Here is a 23,432-nt window from a genome sequence, read left to right on the forward strand (position 1 = left end):
GGCTATGCGAACACCTTCTGAACGTGATGGAGACCGCGCACCAGGGCGTCGATCTCGCCCGTGGTGTTGTACAGGTAGAAAGACGCCCGCGTGGTCGCCGGTATTCCGAACCGCAGGTGCAGCGGCCGCGCGCAGTGGTGCCCGACGCGTACGGCCACCCCGAACGAGTCGTCCAGGATCTGCCCCACGTCGTGCGGGTGGATGCCCTCCAGCGTGAACGACACCGTGCCCCCGCGCTCCTCCAGCGTCTCGGGGCCGATGACGCGCAGCCCGGGCAGCTCGCGCAGCGCCTCGAGGGCGTAGGCCGTCAGGGCGCGCTCGTGCTCCTCGATGGCGTCCATGCCGACCTCGGTGAGGTAGTCGACCGCCGCGCCGAGCCCGATGGCCTCGACGATGGGCGGCGTGCCCGCCTCGAACTTGTGCGGGATCGGCGCGTACGTCGAGCGGTCCATCCAGACCGCCTCGATCATCTCGCCGCCGCCCAGGAACGGAGGCATCGCCTCGAGCAGCTCGGCCCGCCCCCACAGCACGCCGATGCCCGAGGGGCCGACCATCTTGTGGCCGGTGAAGGCCACGAAGTCGGCGCCCAGCGCGGTCACGTCGGTGCGGTGGTGCGGCACGGACTGGGAGGCGTCGAGCGCGAGCAGCGCGCCCACCTCGTGAGCCCGCCGCGCCACCTGGGCCACCGGGTTGATCGTGCCGAGCACGTTGGACTGGTGGGCGATGGAGACGACCTTGGTGCGCTCGGTGACGAGCGCGGGGTCGTAGTCGAGCCGGCCGTCGCCGGTGACGCCGAACCACTTCAGCGTCGCGCCGGTGCGCTGCGCGAGCAGCTGCCACGGCACGATGTTGGAGTGGTGCTCCATCTCCGAGACGACGATCTCGTCGCCCGGCCCCAGCGTGAAGCGGGGGTCGGTGTTGGCGGGGTTGCCGAAGGAGTAGGCCAGCAGGTTGAGCGCCTCGGAGGCGTTCTTGGTGAAGACCACTTCCTCGCGTGCCGGCGCCCCGATGAAGCCCGCCACCTTGTCGCGGGCTCCCTCGTAGGCGTCGGTGGACTCGGCGCCCAGCACGTGCATGGCGCGCCCGACGTTGCTGTAGTGCAGCGCCAGGTGCTCCCGCATGGTCTCGATGACCTGGTTGGGCTTCTGTGAGGAGTTGCCCGAGTCGAGATAGACGAGCGGACGCCCGTCGGGCAGCTCGCGGGAGAAGACCGGGAAATCCTTCCTGATCTTCTCCACATCGAAGCTGATGGAAGTCATGCAGATGCCTTCGTGTACTGCTCGTAGCCCTCGGCCTCGAGCTTCTCGGCCAGTTCTGGCCCGCCCGCCTCGACGATGCGGCCCGCCGCGAAGACGTGGACGAAGTCCGGCTTCACGTAGCGCAGGATACGGGTGTAGTGGGTGATGAGGAGCACGCCGGTCTCGCCGGAGGCGCGGAAGCGGTTGATGCCCTCCGACACCACGCGCAGCGCGTCGACGTCGAGGCCGGAGTCGGTCTCGTCGAGCACCGCGATCTTCGGCTTGAGCAGCTCCATCTGGAGGATCTCGTGGCGCTTCTTCTCGCCACCGGAGAAGCCCTCGTTGAGGTTGCGCTGGGCGAAGGCCGGGTCGATGGACAGCGCGTCCATGCCGTTCTTCAGGTCCTTGGCGAACTCGCGCAGCTTCGGCGCCTCGCCGCGGACCGCGGTGACGGCCGAGCGCAGGAAGTTCGAGACCGACACGCCGGGGACCTCGACCGGGTACTGCATGGCCAGGAACAGGCCCGCGCGGGCCCGCTCGTCGACCGACAGCTCCAGCAGGTCCACGCCGTCGAGCAGCACCTGGCCGCCGGTGATCGTGTATTTGGGATGACCGGCGATCGCGTAGGCGAGCGTCGACTTGCCCGAGCCGTTGGGGCCCATGATGGCGTGGGTCTCGCCGGCCTTCACGGTCAGGTTGACGCCGCGCAGGATTTCCTTGTCCTCGACGGCGACCTGCAGGTCACGGATCTCAAGGGTGGACATGTGCTTAGGACTCCTTCGAGAGCGAGACGAGGACGTCATCGCCGTCGATCTTCACTGTGTAGACGTTGACTGGGCGGGTCGCGGGAGGTCCGGTGGGCTTGCCCGTGCGGATGTCGAAGCACGAGCCGTGCAGCCAGCACTCCAGCGTGCCGTCGTAGACTTCGCCCTCGCTGAGCTTGACCTCGGCGTGGGAGCAGACGTCGTGCAGGGCGAAGACGTCGCCGCCCTTGCGCACGAGCGCGACCGGGGTCTCATCGACCTCGACGCCGATGACCCCGTCTTCGGGGATGTCGGCGAGCTTGCACACCTTCTCGAAACCGCTCATCGCGCGAGCTCCGCCTCCAGGGCGTTCAGGACGCGCTCACGGATCTCCTCGATCTCGATCTTCTCGATCAGCTGGCCGAGGAAGCCGCGCACGACCAGCCTGCGGGCCTCGTCGTGCGGGATGCCGCGGGCCTGGAGGTAGAAGATGTGCTCGTCGTCGAGGCGGCCGGAGGCGGAGGCGTGCCCCGCGCCGGCGACCTCGCCGGTGAGGATCTCGAGGTTGGGCACCGAGTCGGCGCGGGCGCCGTCGGTGAGGATGAGGTTGCGGTTGAGCTCGTAGGTGTCGGTGCCCTCGGCCTCGACCCTGATGATGACGTCGCCGATCCAGACGGCGTGCGCCTCCTCGCCCTGCAGCGCGCCGCGGTAGTCGACGTTGCTCTTGCAGTTGGGCTGCGAGTGGTCGACCAGCAGGCGGTGCTCGAGGTGCTGGCCCGCGTCCACGAAGTAGACGCCCGACATGTCGGCGTCGCCGCCCGCGGCGGTGTAGGAGACGCTGGGCGACAGGCGTACGAGGTCGCCGCCGAGTGTCACCACGAAGCTGCGGAACGTCGCGTCCTTGGCGAGCTGGGCGTGGTGGGCCGAGACGTGGACCGCGTCGTCGTTCCAGTCCTGGAGGCTGACGACCTTGAGGCTGGCGCCCTCGCCGACGACGAACTCGATGTTGTCGGCGTAGACGGCGCTGCCCTTGTGGTCGAGCACGAGCACGGCCTCGGCCAGCGGCTCGACCTTGACCACGATGTGGCCGTAGGCGGCGCCGCCGGCGACGGCCTGCTCGCCGGTCAGCGTCAGCACGGTCGGCCTGGAGGTGACGGCCTCGCGCGGCACTGTGATGACGGTGGCCTTCTCGAAGCTGGTCCAGGCCTGGGCGCTGACCCGGTCGGACGGCACGAACGACGTGCCGAGGCGGGCGTCGTCGCGGCCGACCGTCTCGACGGTCACCTCGGGCGCCGCCTCGACGTCGACGCGGACGTGGCCGGCCGGCTCGGCCTTGCCGCTGTGCAGGCCCTTCAGGCGGGAGAGCGGCGTGAAGCGCCACGCCTCCTCGCGACCCGTCGGGACGTCGAAGTCGGCCAGGTCGAAGGACGACTTCTCGTGCAGGGTCGACAGGGGCTTCTCGTTCAGGCCCATCAGCCGACGGCTCCTTCCATCTGCAGCTCGATCAGCCGGTTGAGCTCGAGCGCGTATTCCATGGGCAGCTCACGCGCGATCGGCTCGACGAAGCCGCGCACGATCATCGCCATCGCCTCGTCCTCGTCGAGCCCGCGGCTCATGAGGTAGAACAGCTGGTCCTCGCTGACCTTGGAGACCGTGGCCTCGTGACCCATCGAGACGTCGTCCTCGCGGACGTCGACGTAGGGGTAGGTGTCGGAGCGGCTGATCTGGTCGACCAGCAGGGCGTCGCACTTGACGGTGCTGGCGCTGCCGTGGGCGCCCTCCTCGATCTGCACGAGACCGCGGTAGGAGGTGCGGCCGCCGCCGCGCGCCACCGACTTGGAGATGACGCTGGAGCTGGTGTTGGGCGCCAGGTGCACCATCTTCGAGCCGGCGTCCTGGTGCTGGCCCTCGCCGGCGAACGCGACGCTCAGCGTCTCGCCCTTGGCGTGCTCGCCCATGAGGTAGACGGCCGGGTACTTCATGGTCACCTTGGAGCCGATGTTGCCGTCGATCCACTCCATGGTCGCGCCCTCGTAGGCGACGGCGCGCTTGGTGACCAGGTTGTAGACGTTGTTGGACCAGTTCTGGATGGTCGTGTAACGGCAGCGGGCGTTCTTCTTCACGACGATCTCGACGACCGCGCTGTGCAGCGAGTCGGAGGAGTAGATCGGCGCGGTGCAGCCCTCGACGTAGTGGACGTAGCTGTTCTCGTCGACGATGATCAGGGTCCGCTCGAACTGGCCCATGTTCTCGGTGTTGATCCGGAAGTAGGCCTGCAGCGGGATCTCGACCTCGACGTTCGGCGGCACGTAGATGAACGAGCCACCGGACCACACGGCGGTGTTGAGCGCGGCGAACTTGTTGTCGCCCACCGGGATCACCGAGCCGAAGTACTCCTTGAAGAGGTCCTCGTGCTCGCGCAGGCCCGTGTCGGTGTCGACGAAGATGACACCCTTCTCCTCGAGGTCCTCACGGATCTTGTGATAGACGACCTCGGACTCGTACTGGGCCGCGACACCGGCGATGAGGCGCTGCTTCTCCGCCTCGGGGATGCCGAGCTTGTCGTAGGTGTTCTTGATGTCGGCGGGCAGCTCGTCCCAGGAAGCGGCCTGCTTCTCGGTCGAGCGCACGAAGTATTTGATGTTGTCGAAGTCGATGTCGGTGAGGTCGGAGCCCCACGTCGGCAGCGGCTTCTTGTCGAACAGGCGGAGGCCCTTCAGGCGAAGGTCGAGCATCCACTCCGGCTCGCTCTTGAGCGCGGAGATGTTGCGGACGACCTCCTCGGACAGGCCTCGCTTGGCCGCCGCACCCGCGGCATCCGGGTCGGCCCAGCCGAACTTGTAATTCCCGAGGCCTTCCAGCTCCGGGCGGTCGGTGACAGTCACCTTCCGGTCTCCTTGCTCTTGTCTTTATGTGCGGAATCGGCCAGGGACTGGGGGGACACGTGCGTGGTGCACACCCCGTCGCCGTGAGCGATCGTGGCCAGGCGCTGCACCGGGGTGCCGAGCAGCTGCGCGAACGCCTCCGTCTCGGCCTCGCACAGCTGCGGGAACTCCGCGGCCGCGTGAGCCACCGGGCAGTGGTGCTGGCAGAGCTGGTCGCCGCCGGACTTGGCCTTGGTGGCCGAGGCGGCGTACCCCTCCGCCGACAGAGCCTGCGCCAGCATCTGCACGCGCTGGTCCGCGGGCACCGTCCGCATGGCCGGCTCCAGCCGCTGGAGCAGGCTCGCCACCTGCTCGCGGGCGAAGTCGGCCACGGCTTCCTCTCCCATGCGCCGGGCCAGGAATCGCAGCGCGCTCCCTGCCAGGTCGTCATAGGCGTGCTCGAAAGCACTGCGCCCCGCATCGGTGATCGCGAACAGCTTGGCCGGCCGTCCGCGCCCGCGCTGACCGCGCGGGCGGATCATGCGAGGCTCGATCATCCCCTCGGCCACCAGGGCGTCGAGGTGACGCCGGACGGCGGCGGGCGTGAGCCCGAGCCGCTCGCCCAGGGCGGCGGCCGCGATGGGACCATGCTCCAGGATCAGCCTGGCGACACGGGCGCGCGTGCCGCGCTCGCTGCCTGGCTCCATCGTGGACATGTTTTTCACAACATCAGTGTGCCGTAATTCCTTCCCGGTGCACAAACGGATCTGAGCAGGGGCGGGAATGGAATTTGTCACGCAGGGTAGGCTTACCTAACTTTTGTCGCCTTTGCCCGGCCCAGGATCGTGAACGACAGCGCCGAGCACAGGAAGAGCCCGAGCATGACACATGCCATGGGCAGCGCGGAGCCGGATCCGGCAAGTCCGACCAGCGGGGCGGCGGCCGCGCCCAGCGCGAACTGCAGCACGCCGGTCAGCGCCGAGGCGCTGCCCGCGACCTGGGCGGGCTGGGAGCCGAGCGCCAGCGCGCCGGTGCCGGGCAGGGTCAGGCCCTGGCCGAGCATGATGACGAACAGGCCCGCCACCACGCCCCACAGGCCGAGCCCGGCCAGCGCGGCGGTCAGCAGCAGCACCGCGCCCGCCAGCGAGGTGGCCAGGCCGATGCGGACCAGCAGGACGGGCGGCACCCGTCCCGACAGCCGGCCGCCGACCTGCGCGGTGATGGTCAGCGCCAGGGCGTTGAGGCCGAAGATGAGCGAGTACTGCTGGGGCGTGGCGCCGTACACCTCCTGGAGGACGAACGGCGAGCCGGAGATGTAGCCGAACATCGCGCCGAACGCCAGGCCGCCGGTCAGGGCGAAGCCCATGAACGTACGGTCGCGCAGGAGCTGCCAGAACGTCCGCACGGTGTGCTTGAGGCCGCCGGCCTCGCGCTGTCCCGCCGGCAGGGTCTCGCGCACGCCGGCCAGCACGGCCACCAGCAGCACGACGCCCGCGAGGCTGAGCGCCACGAACACCCCGCGCCACGACGTGAACGCCAGCAGCTGCGCGCCCGCGATCGGGGCGAGGATCGGCGCGAGACCGCTGACCAGCATCAGCGTGGCGAAGATGCGGGCGATGGCGGCGCCGTCGTACAGGTCGCGCACGACCGCGCGCACGATGACCAGCGCGGCGCCGCCCAGCACGCCCTGCAGCAGCCGGAAGACGATGAGGGCCGGCACCGAGGTCGCGAACGCGCACAGCAGCGAGGCGGCCATGAACCCGGCGACGCCGATCATCAGCGGCACCCGCCGCCCGCGGACGTCGCTGAGCGGCCCGGCGACCACCTGGCCGACGGACACGCCGATGAGGCAGGCGGTCAAGGTGAGCTGCACCTGCGCGGGCGCGCTCAGCATCTCGGAGGTGATGGCGGGCAGGGCGGGGAGGTACATGTCGATGGACAGCGGGCCGATCGCCGACAGCGCGCCGAGGATCAGCAGCAGCAGTCCGCGGCGGCTCCTCCGCTCCTGCGGGACGGCCGTGCCTGCTGGACCTGCTGCGTTCTGTGCTGAACCCGGTGCTGCGGGTGTGGTGACGGACGGTGCTGCGGACGTGGCGGCTTCGGCCACGGACATGCGTGTTCCCCTCTCCCTCGTCGGCGCTGGCCCCACGAGGGCCGAGGTGTAGGAACGGTGTTCCGGTCCTCCTAATTCCCGGTTATCTGATATTTCCTGACTTTACGCAAGAGCCGCGCCCGGCGGCGCTCTCACCTGCGCGGCGAACCGCCCCGTGGAGTCCCTAAACTCGTGGCCATGGAATCCCGAGCCGCCGACCCGCTGCCAGGGCCGGTCCCACGGCAGCCGCCGGAGCCGGCCGTCGAGGTCGCCGGCCTGGTCAAACGCTACGGCGCCACCACGGCCGTCGACGGCCTCACCTTCCGGGCCGAACGCGGCGAGGTCACCGCCGTCCTCGGCCCCAACGGCGCGGGCAAGACGTCCACCGTGGAGATCTGCGAGGGGTTCCGCAGGGCCGACGGCGGCACGGTGAAGGTGCTCGGCCTCGCCCCGACGCGGCCCGAGCTGCGCGCCCGCGTCGGCATCATGCCGCAGGCCGGTGGCGTGCCGCCGGCCACGCGCTGCGCCGAGTGGCTGCGCCTGGTCGCCCGCTTCTACGCCCGTCCGCTCGATTCCGGCGCGCTGCTCGCGCGGCTGGGGCTTACCGAGCACGCCCGCACCCCGTTCCGGCGGCTGTCCGGCGGGCAGCAGCAGCGGCTGTCGCTGGCCGCGGCCGTCATCGGGCGTCCCGAGCTGGTCTTCCTCGACGAGCCGACGGCCGGCCTCGACCCGCAGGCCCGCCACGCGTGCTGGGACCTCGTCGCCGAGCTGCGCGGCTCGGGGGTGTCGGTGGTGCTCACCACCCACCACATGGACGAGGCCGAGCGGCTGGCCGACCACGTCGTCATCATCGACAGGGGCCGCGTGGTCGCCGAGGGCAGCCCGGCCTCGCTGACCGGGGCCGAGCGGCAGCTGCGGTTCAGGGCGCGGCCAGGGCTGGCGCTGGAAGAGCTGCTCAACGCGCTCCCCACGGGCAGCGCGGCCAAGGAGTCGCCGGCCGGCCACTACATCATCGAGGGCCTGGTCGGGCCCGAGCTGCTGGCAACCGTCACCGCCTGGTGCGCGGCCGAGGGCGTCACGGCCGACGACCTGCGCATCGAGCGGCGCACCCTCGAAGACGTCTTCCTCGAGCTGACCGGCAAGGAGCTGCGATGACCGCGCTCGACCTCACGCCCGCGCCCGGCGCGGCGCCGTTCCCGCGCATGGTGCTGGCGCAGGCCGGCGCGGAGATGCGGGCCACGCTGCGCAACGGCGAGCAGCTGCTGCTGACGCTCATCATCCCCGTGCTGCTGCTGACCGGCTTCTCGCTGGCGCCGCTGATCGACGTGGGGGGCGGCCGGCGGGTCGACTTCCTGGTGCCAGGGGTGCTGGCGCTGGCGGTCATGTCCACCGCCTTCACCGGGCAGGCCATCGCCACCGGCTTCGAGCGCCGCTACGGCGTGCTCAAGCGGCTGGGCGCGACGCCGCTGTCCAGGAGCGGGCTGATGCTGGCCAAGACCGCGGCCGTGGTGGGCGTCGAGCTGGTGCAGGCCGTGGTGATCGTGGCCGTGGGGCTGGCGCTGGGCTGGCGGCCGCACGGGTCGTTCCTGGGCGCGGCGCTGCTGATCGTGGCGGGCACGGCGGCCTTCAGCGGGCTGGGGCTGCTCATGGCCGGCACGCTGCGGGCCGAGGCCACGCTGGCCGCCGCCAACCTGGTCTACCTGGTGCTGCTGGGGGTGGGCGGGGTGATGTTCCCGCTGAGCGCGTTCCCCGAGGGGGTGCGGCCGGTGCTGGAGGCGCTGCCCATCGGGGCGCTGACCGGCGGCCTGCGCTCGGTGCTCGCCGAGGGCGCCGCGCTCCCGCTCGTGCCGCTCGCCGTGCTCGCCGCGTGGGCGGTGCTGTCGCTGGCGCTGGTCTCGCGGACGTTCCGCTGGGAGTGACGCTCAGCCTCCCGGCCCGGCTCCCGGATCCGTGGCGGCGCGCAGGGCGCCGTAGCGGCGGCGGCTGAGCACGGCCACCGCCGTCAGCGGCACGGCGGCGGCCGCGGCCAGGCCGAACAGCAGCGCGTACCGTCCGTCCTCGGCGAGCGGGCCGGCCGCCCACGACGCGACCGCGCTGCCGACGAACAAGGCGCAGGCGAAGAACGCGATCGTGGTCCCTCTGGCCTCGGGGACGACCGAGGTGGCCCAGGTCTGCAGCGAGGAGTGCAGGAACGACCAGCCGCCGCCGAGCAGCAGCGCGGTGACGGCCACCAGCGGCACGTTGACGTGCACGCTCACCAGAGCGAACCCGAGGCACAGCTGCGCGCCGCCGACCAGCATGAGCACGGGTGCGGGCCAGCGTCCCGAGAGCGTCTTGACCAGGCGGGAGAAGCCCCAGAGGCCCAGCCCGTACGCGGTGATGGCAAGGCCCGCCACGGCGGCGGCCAGCCCGGTGTGCTGCAGCGCGGTGGCGAGGAACGGCATCGCGCCCAGCATGATGGCCCCTTCGGTGAACGCCAGCCCGAACACCAGCAGCGCCCACCGCTGCCCGAGCACCGCCCCCAGATGCCCGGCGACGCCCCTGCCCACTCCCGGGTGCGCCGGCGGCTCGGGCAGCGAGCGCAGCGCGAGGGCGCAGACCAGCGCGCACACCGCCGGTACGGTGAACGCCACCCGCCAGTCCACGAACCCCGCCACGACCCCGCCGAGCCCGGTGGCCAGCGCCGTGCCGAGCGCGGCGGCGGCCATGAGGTCGGTGAGCGCACGCTGGCGTACGGAGGGCGCGACGGTGTCCCCCACGTACGTCAGGCTCGTCGGGATGACCGCGCCGAAGCACGCGCCCGTGACGACCCTGGCCAGCACCAGCGCCCACAGCACCGGCATCAGCGCGGAGACCGCGCCCGCGGCTGCGGCGCCGGACAGCGCCCAGCGCATCACCCGCACCCGCCCGAACCGGTCGGACAGCAGGCCCCACAGCGGCTGGGTCAGCCCGTACGCCAGGTAGTAGCCGCTGGCGGCGGTGACGGAGGCCGACAGCGGGACGTCCAGGTCGGCGGCGATGAGCACGAGCATGGGGCTCACCGCGAACCGGTCGAAGCTGCTGACGAAGGAGGACACGGACAGGGCCAGCGGCGGCCGGGCGAGGTTCACCGGCGGGGTGGGGGCTTTCATCGATCCCTGGTGGTTTTGTCCGGAAATATGAGCCAAATGTCAGTCGTACCACCTCAGACCGGGAATGTCGCCTGACCTGGGTAAGCTCAGACGGTTGTCCCAGCACCACCGAGGAGTTCCGTGACCGACTTCGCCCTCGATGATCCGCTCGACCGCGGATCCCGCCTGAGCGGCGCCGGCAACCTGCTGCGCAGCGCCGCCGACTCGATCCCGCCCACGGGGCTCGTGCTGCTCGGCATCTTCTCGGTGCAGCTGGGCGCCGGATTCGCCAAGGAGCTGTTCGGGGTGCTGCCGCCGAGCGCGGTGGTGTTCCTGCGCATCGCGGCGGGGGCGCTCATCATGGGGGCGTTCGTCCGGCCCAGGCTGAGGGGGCTCTCCTGGCGTGACTGGGCGGTGGGCGCCGGGTTCGGCGTCACGCTCGCCCTCATGAACCTCGTCTTCTACGAGGCCCTCGCGCGGCTGCCGATGGGCATCGCGGTGGCGATCGAGTTCCTCGGGCCGCTCGGCGTCGCCGTGGCGGCCTCCCGGCGGCGCATCGACCTGCTGTGGGTCGGGCTGGCCGGTGCGGGCGTGGTGCTGCTGGCCCCGTGGGGCGAGTCCGACACGGTGAGCTGGCTCGGCATCGCGTTCGCGCTGATGGCGGGCGTGTTCTGGGCGGCGTACATCCTGCTGTCGGCCGCCGCCGGGCGGCGCTTCCCCGGGACGAGCGGGCTCGCGTTCGCGATGATCGTCTCGACCGTGGTGATCGCGCCCGTCGGCGTCACCACCGGCGGCGCCGACCTGCTGCAGCCCGAGCTGCTGCTCATCGGGCTCGGCGTGGGGCTGCTGTCGTCGGTGATCCCCTACTCGCTGGAGCTGCAGGCGCTGCGGCGGATGCCCAAGCACGTCTTCGGCATCCTCATGAGCATGGAGCCGGCCGCGGCGGCGCTGATCGGCGTGCTGGTGCTCGGCGAGATCCTGCACGTGCAGCAGTGGGCCGCGATCGTGTGCATCGTGGCCGCCAGCCTCGGCTCGACCAGGACGAGCAGGGCCCGGAGATAGTCACGAGGGTTCCGCCGCGCGCCCGTGGGATGGGGTCTCTCGGGCGCGCGGCGGTGGGCTCGGCTCGGTGGGCGGGGTGTGCCGAGCCCGGGAAGGTCAGCGGAGTGCGGGAGTCCGCTTGACCAGGCATGCGCCATCAGCGGATGCGGGGTGACCGCAGCCGTCATGGACGAGAATGGTGGGACCGCCGGCGTTCGCCGCTCTGGCGGCCCGCATCGAGATTACCCCCATCGGGGAGTGCTCGATCCGTGAATGTCGGAACTTGCGGTCAGTGCAGCGTTCTGTTCCCGGCTCAGTGTTCTGCCCAGATGCCGCGTACGTGGCCGATGTGCTCGGCCATCAGGTGCCCGACCGCCTTGCCGTCGCCGCTCTTGAGCGCGTCGAGCAGCTGCAGGTGCTCCCTGGCCGAGTCGGTCAGCGTGCCGCGCTCCGACAGCTGCGACAGGCCGTACAGCCTGGCCCTGTTGCGCAGGTCGCGGACCACCGACACCAGGTGCGTGTTGCCGCTCAGCGACAGCAGCTCGACGTGGAAGCGCAGGTCGGCGTCCACGTACGCGAGCAGGTCGCCCCGCTCGCTGGCCGAGACGATCTCCTCGGCGATGGGCCGCAGCCGCTCGAACTCCTCCGCCCGCGAGCTGTCGGCCAGCCGCGAGACCGTCGGCACCTCGATGAGCTGGCGGATCTCGGTCAGCTCGTCGAGGTCGCGGTCGGACAGCTCGGTCACCCTGAAGCCCTTGTTGCGCACCGCCTCGACCAGCCCTTCCTTGGCCAGGTCGAGCATCGCCTCGCGGACGGGCGTCGCCGAGACGCCGAACTGGGCGGCCAGCACCGGCGCGGAGTAGACCACACCGGGGCGCATCTCACCCGTGATCAGCGCGGCCCGCAACGCGTGCGCCACCTGCTCGCGCAGGCTCTGGCGCTCTCCCACCATCGGCAGATCCAGCCGGTCGTCGGCGGTCATCCGCCCATCCCTTCTATGTCCACGCCTCGTAAGCGGCTGCCGCGACCACGAGGTCCTCCCACGCCATGCCGGTGCTCTTGAACACGCGCGGCCCCGGCCCCACGACCACCCTTCCGGCGATCAGGTCGGCGAGGTTACCGGCGAGATGGCGAGAGGTGATCGTACCCCGGCCTATCGGCACGAGGAGGTCTCCCGCCTCTTCCAGGGCGGCCGCCCTCGCCTCGACGACCACGGTGGCGCGCGCGACCAGGTCGTCGTCGAGCTCGCGGGCGCCGGGCTCGTGGGAGCCGACGGCGACGACGGTGACACCGTCGCGGGCGAGCTTACCGGGGAACAGGGGGGTCCTGGCGGTGGTGCAGCACGCGACCAGATCAGCCCCGGCGACGGCCTCCGCTCCCGGGCCGGCGGCAGGGTCCGCGGGCGCGGCCGCGGGGTTGGTCAGGGCGCGGGCGGTGAGGCCCTGGGCGCGGCAGTGGGCGGCGAGCGCCTCGGCGCGGGCGGCGTCGCGGCCGACCACCGTGACCTCCTCGACGGGCCGAACTTCACGCAGGGCCGCGACGTGCCCGTACGCCTGCGGCCCGCTGCCGAACACCACCAGCCGCCGCGCCCCCTCCTCGGCCAGGTGCCGGACGGCCAGGGCCGAGACGGCGGGCGTGCGCAGCGAGGTCAGCGCGATCCCGTCCAGGGCGGCGAGCGGCGCCAGGGTGTCGCCGTCGAACAGCAGGTACGTCCCCTGGATCCGGGGCAGCCCGCGCTCCGGGTTCCCGGGGGCGATGCTGACGACCTTGACGCCCGCGTACCGCCGGGTGGCGGCGGGCATGAGCAGCAGCTGGCCCGCGGCCACGTCCACGACCGGCCGCCGCGGTGTCTCCTCCGGATCGAGCCCGGCCCGCAACGCCTCCTCCAGCACCGCCACGGCCCGCCCCATGGGCACCAGCCGCTCGACGGTGGCCGCGTCGAGATAGGGCAACCCGCCCGCCGGCGCGCTCATCGGAGCGTGAATCCGGTCGGGAACGGGTCGGCCGGGTCGAGCTCGAAGGTGTGCCGGCCCGTCCTGTAGGCCGTGCCGTCGATCTCCGCCACCACGCCGTCGCTGCTCGTGGCGCCCACGCGGGCGGTGAAGACGCTGCCCACGACGCTCTCGTGCACCAGCGTCGCGGTCCCGTCGGCGTCGTGCAGCAGCGCCATGCGGGCGGCCGTGCCGGAGCCGCAGGGCGAGCGGTCCACCTCGCCGTCGGCGAAGACGGTGACGTTGCGCTGGTGCCGTACGCCGTCCAGGTCGGGCAGGTCGGGCAGGTCCTCGTGGAAGATCACGCCGTACACGCCGGAGAGCCGCTCGTCGGACGGGTGCCGGGTGGCGGGGTGGCCGGCCAGCGCGGCCTTGATGCGGCGGGCGTGCTCGATGAGCGCGCCCAGGTGCCGGGGCTCGACGGTCAGTCCGAGGCCGGCGGCGGGCAGCGAGGCGTAGACGGCGCCCCCGTACGCGAGATCCACCAGCACGTCCCCGGCGGGCACGCCCCTGGCCAGGACGAAGGAGGGGACGTTGACGAAGGTGACGGCGTCGACGCGGCCGGCGGCGGTGCGTACGCGGGCGGTGACCCGCCCCGACGGCACGTCCACCACCACGTCGGTCACCCCGTCGGCCGGGGCCTCGACCAGCCCTTCGTGCACCGCGTACGCGCCCAGCGCGATCGTGCCGTGCCCGCACGCGGTGGAGAAGCCGTCCTTGTGCCAGAACAGCGCACCCAGCCGCGCGCCCGAATCGTCGGGCGGCACCAGGAAGCAGCCGTACATGTCGGCGTGACCGCGCGGCTCGTTGCACAGCAGCCGCCGCACGTCGTCGAACTCGGCCATCGCGGTGGTGCGCCGGTCGAGCACCCCGGACCCGGCGATCTCGGGCACCCCGCCGGTGACGATGCGGAACGGCTCACCGCCCGTGTGGTAGTCGACGGTCGTGATCATCGCGGCGTCCTCACAGCTCGAAACCGGCGGGGAACGGGTCGCGAGGGTCGAGGAAGTATTGGGCGGTGCCGGTGATCCAGGCCCGCCCCGTGATCGAGGGCAGGATCGCGGGCCGCCCGCCCACCTCGGTCTCCTCCAGCACCCGGCCGATGAACCGGGTGCCGATGAACGACTCGTTCACGAACTCCTTCCCGGTCTCCAGCTCGCCGCGTGCGTGCAGCTGCGCCATGCGCGCGCTGGTGCCGGTGCCGCACGGCGAGCGGTCGAACCAGCCGGGGTGGATGGCCATGGCGTGCCGGGAACGCGTGGCGTCGGAGCCCGGCGCGGCGAAGTAGACGTGGTGGCAGCCGCGGATGCGGTCGTCCTCGCGGTGCACCGGCTCGTCGGCAGCGTTGATCGCCTCCATGGTGGCCAGGCCGGCGGCGATGATCTCGTTCTTGGCGGCGCGGTCGAACGGCAGGCCGTAGTGGTCGAGGTTGACGATGGCGTAGAAGTTGCCGCCGTACGCCAGGTCGTACGGGATCTCCCCGAACCCCGGCACGCTCACCTTGGCGTCCAGCCGGTCGCAGTAGGACGGCACGTTGCGCAGCGTCACCGACATGGCCATGCCGTCCTCGACCTCGACGTCCACCTCGACCAGCCCGGCGGGCACCTCGAGACGTACGGTGGTGACCGGCTCGACGACCTCCACCATGCCGGTCTCGACCAGCACGGTCGCCACCCCGATGGTGCCGTGGCCGCACATCGGCAGCAGCCCCGACACCTCGATGAACAGCACCCCGAAGTCCGCGTCCGGTCTGGTCGGCGGCTGCAGGATGGCGCCGCTCATGGCCGAGTGGCCGCGCGGCTCGGTCATCAGCAGGGTGCGGATGTGGTCGAGGTTGTCGCGGAAGTGGACGCGCCGCTCGGCCATGCTCGCGCCGGGGATGACGCCGATGCCGCCGGTGATGACGCGGGTCGGCATGCCCTCGGTGTGGGAGTCGACGGCGTGGAAAACGCGCTTTGTCCTCATCGCAGCCCTTCTGCCAGTGCCTTCTCGGTCGCCGCCCGCACGATAGCGGCCTGCTCGTCGGTGAGCGGCTGCCTGGGCGGCCTGCACCGGCCGCCGTGCCGGCCCGCCAGGTCCATCGACAGCTTGATGGCCTGCACGAACTCGGTCTTGGAATCCCAGCGCAGCAGCGGGTGCAGGCTGCGGTAGAGGGGCAGCGCCGTCTCCAGGTCGCCCGCCACCGCCGCCCGGTAGAGCGCGGCGCTCGACTCGGGCAGCGCGTTCGGGTAGCCGGCGATCCACCCCTTCGCGCCCGCGAGGGCCAGCTCGAGCAGCACGTCGTCGGAGCCGATCAGCAGGTCCAGCTCGGGGGCCAGCTCGGCGATCTCGTACGCGCGCCGCACGTCCCCCGTGAACTCCTTGATCGCCACGATGAACCCCGCCTCGTGCAGCCTGGCGAGCAGCGCGGGGGTCAGGTCGACCTTGGTGTCGTAGGGGTTGTTGTAGGCCACGACCGGGATGCCCACCTCGGCGACCTGCGCGTAGTGTTCCATGACGGCCCGCTCGTCGGCCCGGTAGGTGTTGGGCGGCAGCAGCAGCACCGAGCCGCAGCCGGCGTCGGCCGCCTGCTCCGCCCAGCGGCGCGACTCGGCCGCGCCGTACGCGCCGACCCCGGCCATCACCCGCGCGCCGCCCACGGTCTCGACGGCGGTCTCGATCACCTTGGCCCGCTCGTCGTGGGTGAGGGTCTGGTATTCGCCGAGCGAGCCGTTCGGCACGACGCCGTCGCAGCCGTGCTCGACCAGCCAGGCGCAGTGCTCGGCGTAGCGGCCGTAGTCGACCGACAGGTCGTCGCGCAGGGGCAGCGCGGTGGCGACCATGATGCCGTGCCAGGGCTTGCTGCGGTTGTCCATCGGGGCAGTCCTCCAGAGGTCAGTGAGCGGGGCGCTCGTCGGGGTCGGTGGTGAGCTCGGCCAGCGCGCCCAGCGTCACCGGCTGGGCGATCGGGCGGCGCGGCGGCTGCGGCGGCTCCCCGGCCAGGCAGGAGACGGCGTAGCCGCAGATGCGGCCCTGGCACCAGCCCATGCCGGGGCGGGCCAGGAGCTTGACGGCGCGGGCGTCGGTGGCGCCGAGCTCCTGCGCCTCGCGTACGCGCGCCAGCGGCACCTCCTCGCACCGGCACACGAGCGTGTCGTCACGCAACCAGGTGCGCCACCCCGCCTTGACCGGGTACGCCTCCTGCAACGCCACCCCGAACCCCCGCCCCCGCTCCCGCCGCCGCAGCAGCGCCGCGGGAACACCATCGCTCCCAGCGCCCGCCCCTACGGCGGCGCGGCCTGCGGTGGTGGGGCTGTTTGCGGTGGTGGGGCCGCCGGGGGCGGTGGTGCGGCCGGCGGCGGTGGCGATGGCGTGCCCGGCGATGCGGCCCTCCAGCTCGGCGGGCCGCCATCCGGCCACGCCGGTGGGCTCGCCGGCCGCCCAGACGCCGGGGACGCTGGTGCGCAGGGCGACGTCCACGTCGAGCACGGGGCTGCCGTCCACGTCGTTCCTGGTCGCGCAGCCGAGCTGGGTGCCGAGCTCGATCTGCGGCACGAACCCGTAGCCCACGGCCACCGTGTCGCACTCGACGACGCGGGTGGCCAGCACGTTCCAATCGGCGTCGAGCCTGGCCACGGTGACGGCCTGGACCTCGCGCTCGCCGTGCGCGGCCACGACCGCCTGTCTGGTCCGGTACGGCACCCGATGCCGGGCCAGCGCGGCGGCGTACCCGGCGGCCTCCCCCGCCTTGCCCAGGGCCCGCAGAGGATGCCTGGCCAGCCCGAGCCCGCCGTTGGCCTCGTGCACACCGAGCACCCGCGCCCCGGCCGCGGCCAGCCCGGCCGCGACCGGCAACAGGAACGGCCCGGTACCGGACACCACGATCCGCCGCCCCGCGACGACCCCGGCCCCCTTGAGCAGCGCCTGCGCGCCTCCGGCGGTGAGCACCCCGGGCAGATCCCACCCGGGGAACGGCAACGGCCGATCATGCGCACCGGTCGCGATCAGCAACCGCCGGGCACGCACCTCGACGACCCGCTCCCCATCCGTGCGCAGCTCAGGTGGGCGCTCCTCGCTCGTCCGCTCCCTCACCGTGCGGTCCCCGTCCGGCCGCCGCCCGGCCGTGCCGCGCGTCGCGCAGTGCACGAGGAACTCGCCGTCGGGTTCGTGGGAGACGTTCCAGACCTGGTGGCGCAGCAGCACGTCGGCGCGCGCCTCCAGGTCCCGCGCCTGGCGCAGGAAACGGGCGAGGTCGGGCGAGACCTTCCCGCCGGTGCGCCCATCGCCGTCAGAGGCCCTCGCGCCGGTCCGCCCGCCGGTCCGCCCGCCGCCAGGCGCGGCGCTGCCAGCTTCCTCGGTGGCAGTGTGGCGGAAGTACTGGCCGCCGAGTCGGAGGCCGGAGTCCAGCAGAGCCACACGGAGGCCGGCCAGGGCCGCTGTGAGGGCTCCTGCCACCCCGGCGGGGCCGCCGCCGATCACCACGAGGTCGTATGTCCCACCCTCGGGACCCCTGCCGCCGATCACGGTGCCGTCGGTCGATGGCGTGCTCATGCCGTCGTCACCTCGTCCCCGGGAGCCGCCTCCAGGAGGCAGGCGCGCTCGGGCGCGCGGCCGTTCACCGAGATGAGGCAGTCGAAGCAGACGCCGATGCCGCAGAACAGCCCGCGTGGCCGCCCGCCGAAGCGGGTGCTGCGCCACGACCGCACCCCGGCCGCGTGCAGGGCCGCGCCGATGGTCTGGCCGGGCACGACCGGCACCTGCCGGCCGTCCACGGTGATGTGGAAGGTCATGCGGCCTCCTCTGCGAAGCGGTCGGGGCGGAAGGGGAGCAGGTCGAGCGCGGGCGGCTCGCCGGTGAGCAACTGGGCGAGCAGGTGCCCGGTGGCGGGCGCGAGCCCGATGCCGGCGCCCTCGTGCCCGCAGGCGTGGTAGAGCCCTGGTACGCGCGGATCGGCGCCGATGACGGGCAGGTGGTCCGGGCAGTACGGCCGGAACCCGCAGTAGGACCTGATGGCCCGGATCCCGCCCAGCGCGGGGAACAGCTCGACCGCCTGCCGGGCGAGCCGGGCCAGCACGGGCACGGAGGTGGTGCGGTCGAACCCGACGCGTTCCCTGCTGGCCCCGATGAGCACGGTCCCGGCGGGGGTGCCCTCGATGACGGCCGAGGTCTCCAGGCCGGCGTTGTCGCTGGCGACGTTGGTGACGTAGGCGGCGGTGTAGACCTTGTGCCTGATGAGCGGCTCGCTGAGCGGCTCGGTGACGAGGATGAAGCCGCGCCGCGGCAGGATCGGCAGCTCGACCCCGGCCAGCGCGGCGACCTCGCCGCCCCAGGTGCCCGCCGCGTTGACGACGGCGCCGCCGAGCACGTCGCCCTGGGTGGTGCGCACACCGGTGAGCCGGTCGCCGGAGCGCAGGAACCCGGTGACGCGGGCGCCGAGCCGCAGCCGCAGCGTCCCCTTACCGAAGCTGTCGGCGCCGTGCCTGAGCAGGGTGGCGGCCGCGAGCATGGGCTGGACCTGGGCGTCCTGCGGGTAGAAGACCCCACCGGCCAGCCCGTCCGCGAGGTGCGGCTCGTAGTCGCGCAGCCCGGTCGCCGGGACGAGGCGGTGCTCCACGCCCTGCTGCCCGGCCAGGTCGGTGAGCGCGACCATGACCTTCTCGGTCTCGGCGACGACGAGCCCGCCCTTGGGCTCGAACTCGAACCCGCCGTGGCCGGCCAGCTCGCGCCACAGCCGGTTGGACAGCACCGCCAGCTCCAGCTCGGGCCCCGGCTCCTTGTCGGAGACCAGCACGTTGCCCTCGCCCGAGCCGGTCGTGCCGCCGGCCACGGGCCCGCGGTCGATCACGGTCACGTCGAGTCCCGCGCGCGCGGCGTAATAGGCGCAGGCCGCGCCCACGACTCCGGCGCCGACGACGATCACGTCGGACATCACCACCTCCTTCCAGTAATATGTCACATACCTTGAGGGCTTGAGAAGCCCGTACCAGCGGGTCCGGTGGCCGATGGCGGGACCGCCCGGTCCGGCCCCTACCATCGATGACGTGAAGCTACCCGCCGACAGCACCCACCCCTTCGTCCGGCTCCTGCGCTCGTTCTGGGTCCCGACCGAACGGTCCATGCGGGCATGGGCGCTGGCGTCCGTGGTGGTCAACGCCGGCATCACGGTCACCGGGGCGGGCGTGCGCGTGACCGCCTCCGGGCTGGGCTGCCCGACCTGGCCGCGGTGCACGCCCGACAGCTTCGTCCCCGTGCTGCATCCCGAGGTCGATCCGCTCAACATGGCGGTGGAGTTCGGCAACCGGCTGCTGACGTTCCTGGTGCTGGCCGTGGGCGTGGCGTGCGTGCTCGCGGCGCTGCGGATGGCGCCCCGGCGCACCTCCCTCGTCCGGCTGGCCTGGCTGCAGCCGGTCGGCATCGTCGCCCAGGCGCTGTGGGGCGGGCTGGTGGTCAACACCATGCTCAACCCGTTCACGGTCGGCATGCACTACCTCATCTCCAGCGGCCTCATCGCGGTCTGCTGGCTGCTCTACGCGCGCTCCGGCGAGGGCGACGCCCCCGTGCGGCGCATCACCCACCGCGACATCAGGCGGCTCGGCCACGTGCTGCTGGCCGCCGTGTTCGTGCTGCTGGTGGTGGGCGTCGGGGTCAGCGGCACCGGCCCGCACTCGGGCGACGCGCTGGCCTCCCGCTTCGACTTCGACATCGAGGCCATCGCCCGCTTCCACGCCGACATCGCCTACGCCGTGGTCGGGCTGACGTTCGCGCTGCTGTTCGCCCTCCACGTGACCAACGCGCCGCGTCCGGCCCGGCGGGCCGCGCTCGCCCTGTTCGGGGTGGAGCTGCTGCAGGGCGTGATCGGCTACACGCAGTGGTTCCTCGCCGTGCCGGCGATGCTGGTGCTGCTGCACGTCCTCGGCTCGACCCTGGTGTGGATCGCCGCGCTGCGGGTCGTCACCTCGCTGCGGTCTCGCGACCGCGAGCCCGCCCCCGTGAGCCCCTCCCCCACCGAAACGGCCGCCGCCCTCTGATCGGATATGCCAGGGTTTGAGGGGTGATGTCCGCCACTCCCCCGGCTCCGAAGGGGTGCGATTTGCTGGGAAAAGTCCGCCTCTCCCGTAAGGCGCTCCGCCGCACGTACCAAGGGCTGGTGCTGGCCAGCGTGCTGGCCTTGGCCCCCATGACGTGGGCCTGGCTGAGCAGCTACGGGCATCGGACCACGGTGGAAGACACGACGGAGGACACGGCGGAGGACACGGGCGGGGACCAGGGCTGGCAGGCGCGGGTGCCGGCCGCGCAGGCCGCGCTCGTGCTGGGCGCCGGCCTGTACGACGGCGTCCACCCCAGCCCGATGCTGGCCCGCAGGCTCGACATCGCCGCCGACCTCTACCGCACCGGCAAGGTGCGCGCCCTGCTGCTGTCGGGCGACAACAGCCGCGCGGACTACGACGAGCCGACGGCGATGCGCGACTACCTGCGCGCCAAGGGCGTGCCCGACTCCGTGATGGTGCTCGACTACGCCGGGTTCGACACGTGGGACTCGTGCGTGCGGGCCCGCCGCGTCTTCGGCGCCGAGCAGGTCACCGTGGTGACCCAGGAGTTCCACCTCCCCCGCGCGGTGACGTTGTGCAGGGCGGCGGGGCTGGAGGCGTTCGGCGTGGGCGACGACTCGGCCGGGCGCTACGCCGCCACCACCTACGCCGGCGCCGCCCGCGAGCTGTTCGCCGCCGGCAAGGCGTTCGCCGACGCCGTGATCCTGCGCTCCGACCCCGTCTTCCCGGGGCCGCGCGAGGTCTCGCTCACGCGGATCCTGGCCGAATCACCAGCCGGTCAGGTGGGGGCGCCGGGAGCGTAGCCGGGCGGGGGTGAGCCCCGCGCCGCCGAGCGCGCGTGGATCGACGGCACGGGGAAGTCGGCCCTGGCCGTGCTCATGCACTCCAGCAGCGCCCGCTGCTCCTCGTGGAAGGTGTGCTCGTCGACCATGTGGCGGGCCGCCCGCTCGTGCAGCAGCCCCAGCTCGGTGGCGGCGAGCTGGTAGTCGCGCATGGCGCGCACGCCGGTCTTGCCGCCGTGGGCGCGCGCCCACTGCCGGGCCTGGCGGCGCCGCGAGAAGGCCGAGAGCATGTAGATGTCGGCCTGGGTGACGAGCTTGGTCGGCTCGTACGGCGGCAGGTAGCGCTGGATGAGCGCCACGATGCGCCGCCGGTCCCTGAACACCACGCCGATGAGCACCACCAGCACGACCAGCAGCGCCAGGTAGGCCACCACGAGCCCGGGGAACCCGCCGTAGGAGGCCAGGCCGTTCCACAGCCCATGGAGGATCATCGCGCCGGTCCAGCCGGCCAGCACGTACGTGGTGCGCTCAGGCCCGCTGCGCTGCGCCGCGTACGCCACCGCGACCCCGATCATCGAGCTGAACAGCGGGTGGGCCAGCGGCGACAGCACCCCGCGCAGCACCACCGTGACGGCCAGCCCCTTGACGCCCGAGGTGGACAGGGCGCCGAGGTAGTAGCTGACGTTCTCGCTCATGGCGAAGCCGAGGCCGACCATGCTGGCGTAGATGACGCCGTCGGTGGGCCCGTCCAGCTCGGCCCTGCGGAAGCGCAGCAGGCCGAGCAGCACCAGCCCCTTCATCGTCTCCTCCACGACCGGGGCGCCGAACGTGGCCGCGATGTTGCGGGCGCTCGCCTCCGACAGCTTGGCGGTGTCGATGATGTAGTGCAGGTTGAGCGAGTTGATCACACCGGCGACGAGCACCGCGATGCCCGCGCCCCAGGCGAAGGCGAAGATGAGGTTGCTGCGCGGCTCTGGCTCCATGCGGTCGAGCGCCAGCACCGCGGCGAGCAGCAGCGGCACCGGCGCGAGCGCGAGTGCGAGGGCGATGAAGAACTGCACCGGCGCGCCGTTGATCACGTCGAAGGAGAACGAGACGAGGGCGCAGATGCCGGTGACGACCAGCCCGATGATCAACGCGAACGACGGGCGGTCCTTCAACACCCAGCGTGGATCACGGGTCGCCATAGGGTGACTTTAACGGATCAGAGTGGCGGGGTCCGTGCGGGTCCGCGCAGTGCCGGTCGAGCCCCGGCACCCCGTGATCGACCTGCAGCGTCGTGTGACCGATCGCGAACCGCTCGTGCAGCAGGTCCGCGAGCCGGGTGCGCACCTGGTGGCAGTCGGAGCCGCGGGCCACGATCACGTGGGCCGACAGCGTCGGATAGCCACTCGTCACCGTCCAGACATGCAGGTCGTGCACCTCCTCCACGTCGGCGTCCGCGGCGAGCAGGCGGCCGATCTCGTCGGGGTCGAGGTCGCTGGGCGCCGCCTGGAGCAGCACGCGGCCGGAGTCGCGCAGCAGCCCCCAGCCGGCCTTGAGCATGAGCGCCGCCACCACGAGCGCGGCGATGGCGTCGGCCTGGCGGAAGCCGGTCAGCCACACCACGAGGCCGGAGACGGCGGTGGCGACGAAGGCGTACATGTCGTTGAGCACGTGCTGGAAGGCGCCCTCGACGTTCAGGCTGCGCCGGTTCGCCTTCGACAGCAGCAGGGCGGCGCCCGCGTTGACCGCGATCCCGGCCACCGCGGTGACCAGCACGATCGGGCCGTGCACGTCGGGCGGCTCCAGGATGCGGTGCACGCCCTCGTACACGAAGTACGCCACGAGCAGCAGCAGCGTCACGCCGTTGATCTGCGCCGAGAGGATCTCGGCGCGCTTGTAGCCGAAGGTGTAGGCGCCCTTGGGCGGGCGGGCGGCGATGCGCATGGCGATCAGCGCGAGCGCGATCGCGCTGGCGTCGGTCAGCATGTGGGCGGCGTCGGAGATCAGCGCGATCGAGTTGGCGACCACGCCGGCGACCACCTCGGCCACCATGAAGGTGAGGATGAGCGCGAGCGCGCCCCACAGGTAGCGCTTGTCGGCTTCCTGGCTCAGGGCATGCCCGTGCCCATGACCATGCCCGTGCCCCCCGCTCATCCCGTCTCCTTCAGATGCTCCCGGCTCAGGTCGAGCAGCATGCGGACGTGGGCGTCGGCCAGCCGGTAGTAGATCGTCCTGCCGGCCCTGCGGCTGGCCACGATCCCGGCCGTGCGCAGCAGGCGCAGCGCGTGGGAGACGGCGGTGTCGGTCACCTCGACGGCGTCCGCCAGGTCGCACACGCACAGCTCGCCCGCCTCCAGCAGCGCGTACAGCAGCCTGGCCCTGGTGGGGTCGCCGAGCAGGCGGAACAGCTCGGCCAGCCGGGTGGCCTCCTCAGGGGTCACGAGCCGGTCGCGGGTGGCCGCGACCCTGGCGGCGTCGGCCTCCGGCACGGCGCATCCGTCCAGGCTGGTGACAACATCTGAAGAGGTGTTCATCTGTGCATGATACGAACGTGAAAA

Annotated in this window: 24 protein-coding genes; 5 read left to right on the top strand and 19 right to left on the bottom strand. The window is 72.2% G+C overall.

Going from position 1 to position 23,432, the window contains the following annotated elements; genetic code table 11:
* Positions 1-2: 2 nt before the first annotated feature.
* The 7 genes from ACFFR3_RS31035 to ACFFR3_RS31065 form a co-directional block, all read right to left on the bottom strand.
* Positions 3-1,259 carry a cysteine desulfurase gene (locus ACFFR3_RS31035; RefSeq protein WP_364381033.1) on the bottom strand — a complete coding sequence of 419 codons (1,257 nt, stop codon included), beginning with the start codon at positions 1,257-1,259 and terminating at the stop codon, positions 3-5.
* Positions 1,256-2,002 (bottom strand): Fe-S cluster assembly ATPase SufC, encoded by a 747-nt coding sequence (gene sufC, locus ACFFR3_RS31040; RefSeq protein WP_345386094.1) that lies wholly within the window; start codon positions 2,000-2,002, stop codon positions 1,256-1,258. The genes ACFFR3_RS31035 and sufC overlap by 4 nt, the downstream gene beginning before the upstream one ends.
* A 4-nt stretch (positions 2,003-2,006) precedes the next feature.
* Positions 2,007-2,327, bottom strand: coding sequence for a non-heme iron oxygenase ferredoxin subunit (locus ACFFR3_RS31045; RefSeq protein ID WP_345386096.1), 321 nt, complete (start codon positions 2,325-2,327; stop codon positions 2,007-2,009).
* Positions 2,324-3,454: a Fe-S cluster assembly protein SufD gene (gene sufD / locus ACFFR3_RS31050; protein WP_345386098.1), complete on the bottom strand. Its 1,131-nt coding sequence runs from the start codon at positions 3,452-3,454 to the stop codon at positions 2,324-2,326. The genes ACFFR3_RS31045 and sufD overlap by 4 nt, the downstream gene beginning before the upstream one ends.
* Complete coding sequence (sufB, locus tag ACFFR3_RS31055) at positions 3,454-4,866, bottom strand: Fe-S cluster assembly protein SufB (RefSeq protein ID WP_345386100.1); 1,413 nt, start codon at positions 4,864-4,866, stop codon at positions 3,454-3,456. Before sufB ends, sufD begins: the two co-directional genes overlap by 1 nt.
* The gene (locus ACFFR3_RS31060; protein WP_364381038.1) at positions 4,863-5,561 is read right to left on the bottom strand and encodes a helix-turn-helix transcriptional regulator; all 699 of its coding nucleotides are present in this window, start codon (positions 5,559-5,561) and stop codon (positions 4,863-4,865) included. Before ACFFR3_RS31060 ends, sufB begins: the two co-directional genes overlap by 4 nt.
* A gap of 92 nt (positions 5,562-5,653) precedes the next feature.
* Positions 5,654-6,958 carry a multidrug effflux MFS transporter gene (locus ACFFR3_RS31065; RefSeq protein ID WP_345386102.1) on the bottom strand — a complete coding sequence of 435 codons (1,305 nt, stop codon included), beginning with the start codon at positions 6,956-6,958 and terminating at the stop codon, positions 5,654-5,656.
* Between the two features lie 177 nt (positions 6,959-7,135).
* Between ACFFR3_RS31065 and ACFFR3_RS31070 the strand changes: the two genes are divergently transcribed.
* Positions 7,136-8,092 (top strand): ABC transporter ATP-binding protein, encoded by a 957-nt coding sequence (locus ACFFR3_RS31070; protein ID WP_364381041.1) that lies wholly within the window; start codon positions 7,136-7,138, stop codon positions 8,090-8,092.
* Positions 8,089-8,856: an ABC transporter permease gene (locus ACFFR3_RS31075; RefSeq protein ID WP_379484285.1), complete on the top strand. Its 768-nt coding sequence runs from the start codon at positions 8,089-8,091 to the stop codon at positions 8,854-8,856. The genes ACFFR3_RS31070 and ACFFR3_RS31075 overlap by 4 nt, the downstream gene beginning before the upstream one ends.
* Before the next feature lie 3 nt (positions 8,857-8,859).
* Here ACFFR3_RS31075 and ACFFR3_RS31080 read toward each other — a convergent pair whose 3' ends face one another.
* Positions 8,860-10,068, bottom strand: a complete 1,209-nt coding sequence (locus ACFFR3_RS31080; protein WP_379484286.1) for an MFS transporter — start codon at positions 10,066-10,068, stop codon at positions 8,860-8,862.
* A gap of 120 nt (positions 10,069-10,188) precedes the next feature.
* On the opposite strand from ACFFR3_RS31080, the gene ACFFR3_RS31085 reads away from it, so the two are divergent.
* Entirely contained in the window at positions 10,189-11,109 is a 921-nt protein-coding gene (locus ACFFR3_RS31085) for an EamA family transporter (RefSeq protein ID WP_364381050.1), read from the top strand.
* 292 nt (positions 11,110-11,401) lie between these two features.
* On the opposite strand, the gene ACFFR3_RS31090 is transcribed toward ACFFR3_RS31085, so the two are convergent.
* From ACFFR3_RS31090 to ACFFR3_RS31125, 8 genes are read right to left on the bottom strand one after another with little or no spacing between them, the layout of a single operon-like run.
* Positions 11,402-12,070 carry a GntR family transcriptional regulator gene (locus tag ACFFR3_RS31090; protein WP_345386113.1) on the bottom strand — a complete coding sequence of 223 codons (669 nt, stop codon included), beginning with the start codon at positions 12,068-12,070 and terminating at the stop codon, positions 11,402-11,404.
* Positions 12,071-12,083: 13 nt separating this feature from the next.
* Complete coding sequence (locus ACFFR3_RS31095; RefSeq protein ID WP_379484287.1) at positions 12,084-13,061, bottom strand: ornithine cyclodeaminase family protein; 978 nt, start codon at positions 13,059-13,061, stop codon at positions 12,084-12,086.
* Positions 13,058-14,032 (bottom strand): proline racemase family protein, encoded by a 975-nt coding sequence (locus ACFFR3_RS31100; RefSeq protein WP_345386115.1) that lies wholly within the window; start codon positions 14,030-14,032, stop codon positions 13,058-13,060. The genes ACFFR3_RS31095 and ACFFR3_RS31100 overlap by 4 nt, the downstream gene beginning before the upstream one ends.
* A 10-nt stretch (positions 14,033-14,042) precedes the next feature.
* The gene (locus ACFFR3_RS31105) at positions 14,043-15,044 is read right to left on the bottom strand and encodes a proline racemase family protein (RefSeq protein WP_345409239.1); all 1,002 of its coding nucleotides are present in this window, start codon (positions 15,042-15,044) and stop codon (positions 14,043-14,045) included.
* Entirely contained in the window at positions 15,041-15,934 is an 894-nt protein-coding gene (locus ACFFR3_RS31110; RefSeq protein ID WP_364381059.1) for a dihydrodipicolinate synthase family protein, read from the bottom strand. The genes ACFFR3_RS31105 and ACFFR3_RS31110 overlap by 4 nt, the downstream gene beginning before the upstream one ends.
* Positions 15,935-15,953: 19 nt before the next feature.
* Positions 15,954-17,609: an FAD/NAD(P)-dependent oxidoreductase gene (locus ACFFR3_RS31115; RefSeq protein ID WP_345386117.1), complete on the bottom strand. Its 1,656-nt coding sequence runs from the start codon at positions 17,607-17,609 to the stop codon at positions 15,954-15,956.
* Positions 17,606-17,848 carry a (2Fe-2S)-binding protein gene (locus tag ACFFR3_RS31120; RefSeq protein WP_345386119.1) on the bottom strand — a complete coding sequence of 81 codons (243 nt, stop codon included), beginning with the start codon at positions 17,846-17,848 and terminating at the stop codon, positions 17,606-17,608. The genes ACFFR3_RS31115 and ACFFR3_RS31120 overlap by 4 nt, the downstream gene beginning before the upstream one ends.
* Positions 17,845-19,218, bottom strand: a complete 1,374-nt coding sequence (locus tag ACFFR3_RS31125; RefSeq protein WP_345386122.1) for an NAD(P)/FAD-dependent oxidoreductase — start codon at positions 19,216-19,218, stop codon at positions 17,845-17,847. The genes ACFFR3_RS31120 and ACFFR3_RS31125 overlap by 4 nt, the downstream gene beginning before the upstream one ends.
* Here ACFFR3_RS31125 and ACFFR3_RS31130 point away from each other — a divergent pair.
* Both ACFFR3_RS31130 and ACFFR3_RS31135 read left to right on the top strand, forming a co-directional pair.
* A complete protein-coding gene (locus tag ACFFR3_RS31130) occupies positions 19,100-20,086 on the top strand; it encodes a COX15/CtaA family protein (protein WP_345386124.1) in 987 nt (328 codons plus the stop codon). The two genes, ACFFR3_RS31125 and ACFFR3_RS31130, sit on opposite strands and share 119 nt — an antisense overlap.
* A 62-nt stretch (positions 20,087-20,148) precedes the next feature.
* Positions 20,149-20,910, top strand: coding sequence for a SanA/YdcF family protein (locus ACFFR3_RS31135; protein WP_379484288.1), 762 nt, complete (start codon positions 20,149-20,151; stop codon positions 20,908-20,910).
* Here the strand turns inward: ACFFR3_RS31135 and ACFFR3_RS31140 are convergent.
* Genes ACFFR3_RS31140 through ACFFR3_RS31150 form a run of 3 tightly spaced genes read right to left on the bottom strand, consistent with a single transcriptional unit; the run spans position 20,886 to position 23,408 of the window.
* On the bottom strand, positions 20,886-22,076 hold the full coding sequence (locus ACFFR3_RS31140; RefSeq protein WP_364381071.1) for a PrsW family intramembrane metalloprotease: 1,191 nt from the start codon (positions 22,074-22,076) through the stop codon (positions 20,886-20,888). The two genes, ACFFR3_RS31135 and ACFFR3_RS31140, sit on opposite strands and share 25 nt — an antisense overlap.
* Complete coding sequence (locus ACFFR3_RS31145; RefSeq protein WP_345386131.1) at positions 22,063-23,028, bottom strand: cation diffusion facilitator family transporter; 966 nt, start codon at positions 23,026-23,028, stop codon at positions 22,063-22,065. The genes ACFFR3_RS31140 and ACFFR3_RS31145 overlap by 14 nt, the downstream gene beginning before the upstream one ends.
* Positions 23,025-23,408, bottom strand: a complete 384-nt coding sequence (locus ACFFR3_RS31150) for an ArsR/SmtB family transcription factor (protein WP_345386133.1) — start codon at positions 23,406-23,408, stop codon at positions 23,025-23,027. The genes ACFFR3_RS31145 and ACFFR3_RS31150 overlap by 4 nt, the downstream gene beginning before the upstream one ends.
* Between the last annotated feature and the right edge of the window lie 24 nt (positions 23,409-23,432).

This window comes from Nonomuraea salmonea, from assembly GCF_042428605.1.
Taxonomy (GTDB): Bacteria; Actinomycetota; Actinomycetes; order Streptosporangiales; family Streptosporangiaceae; genus Nonomuraea; species Nonomuraea salmonea.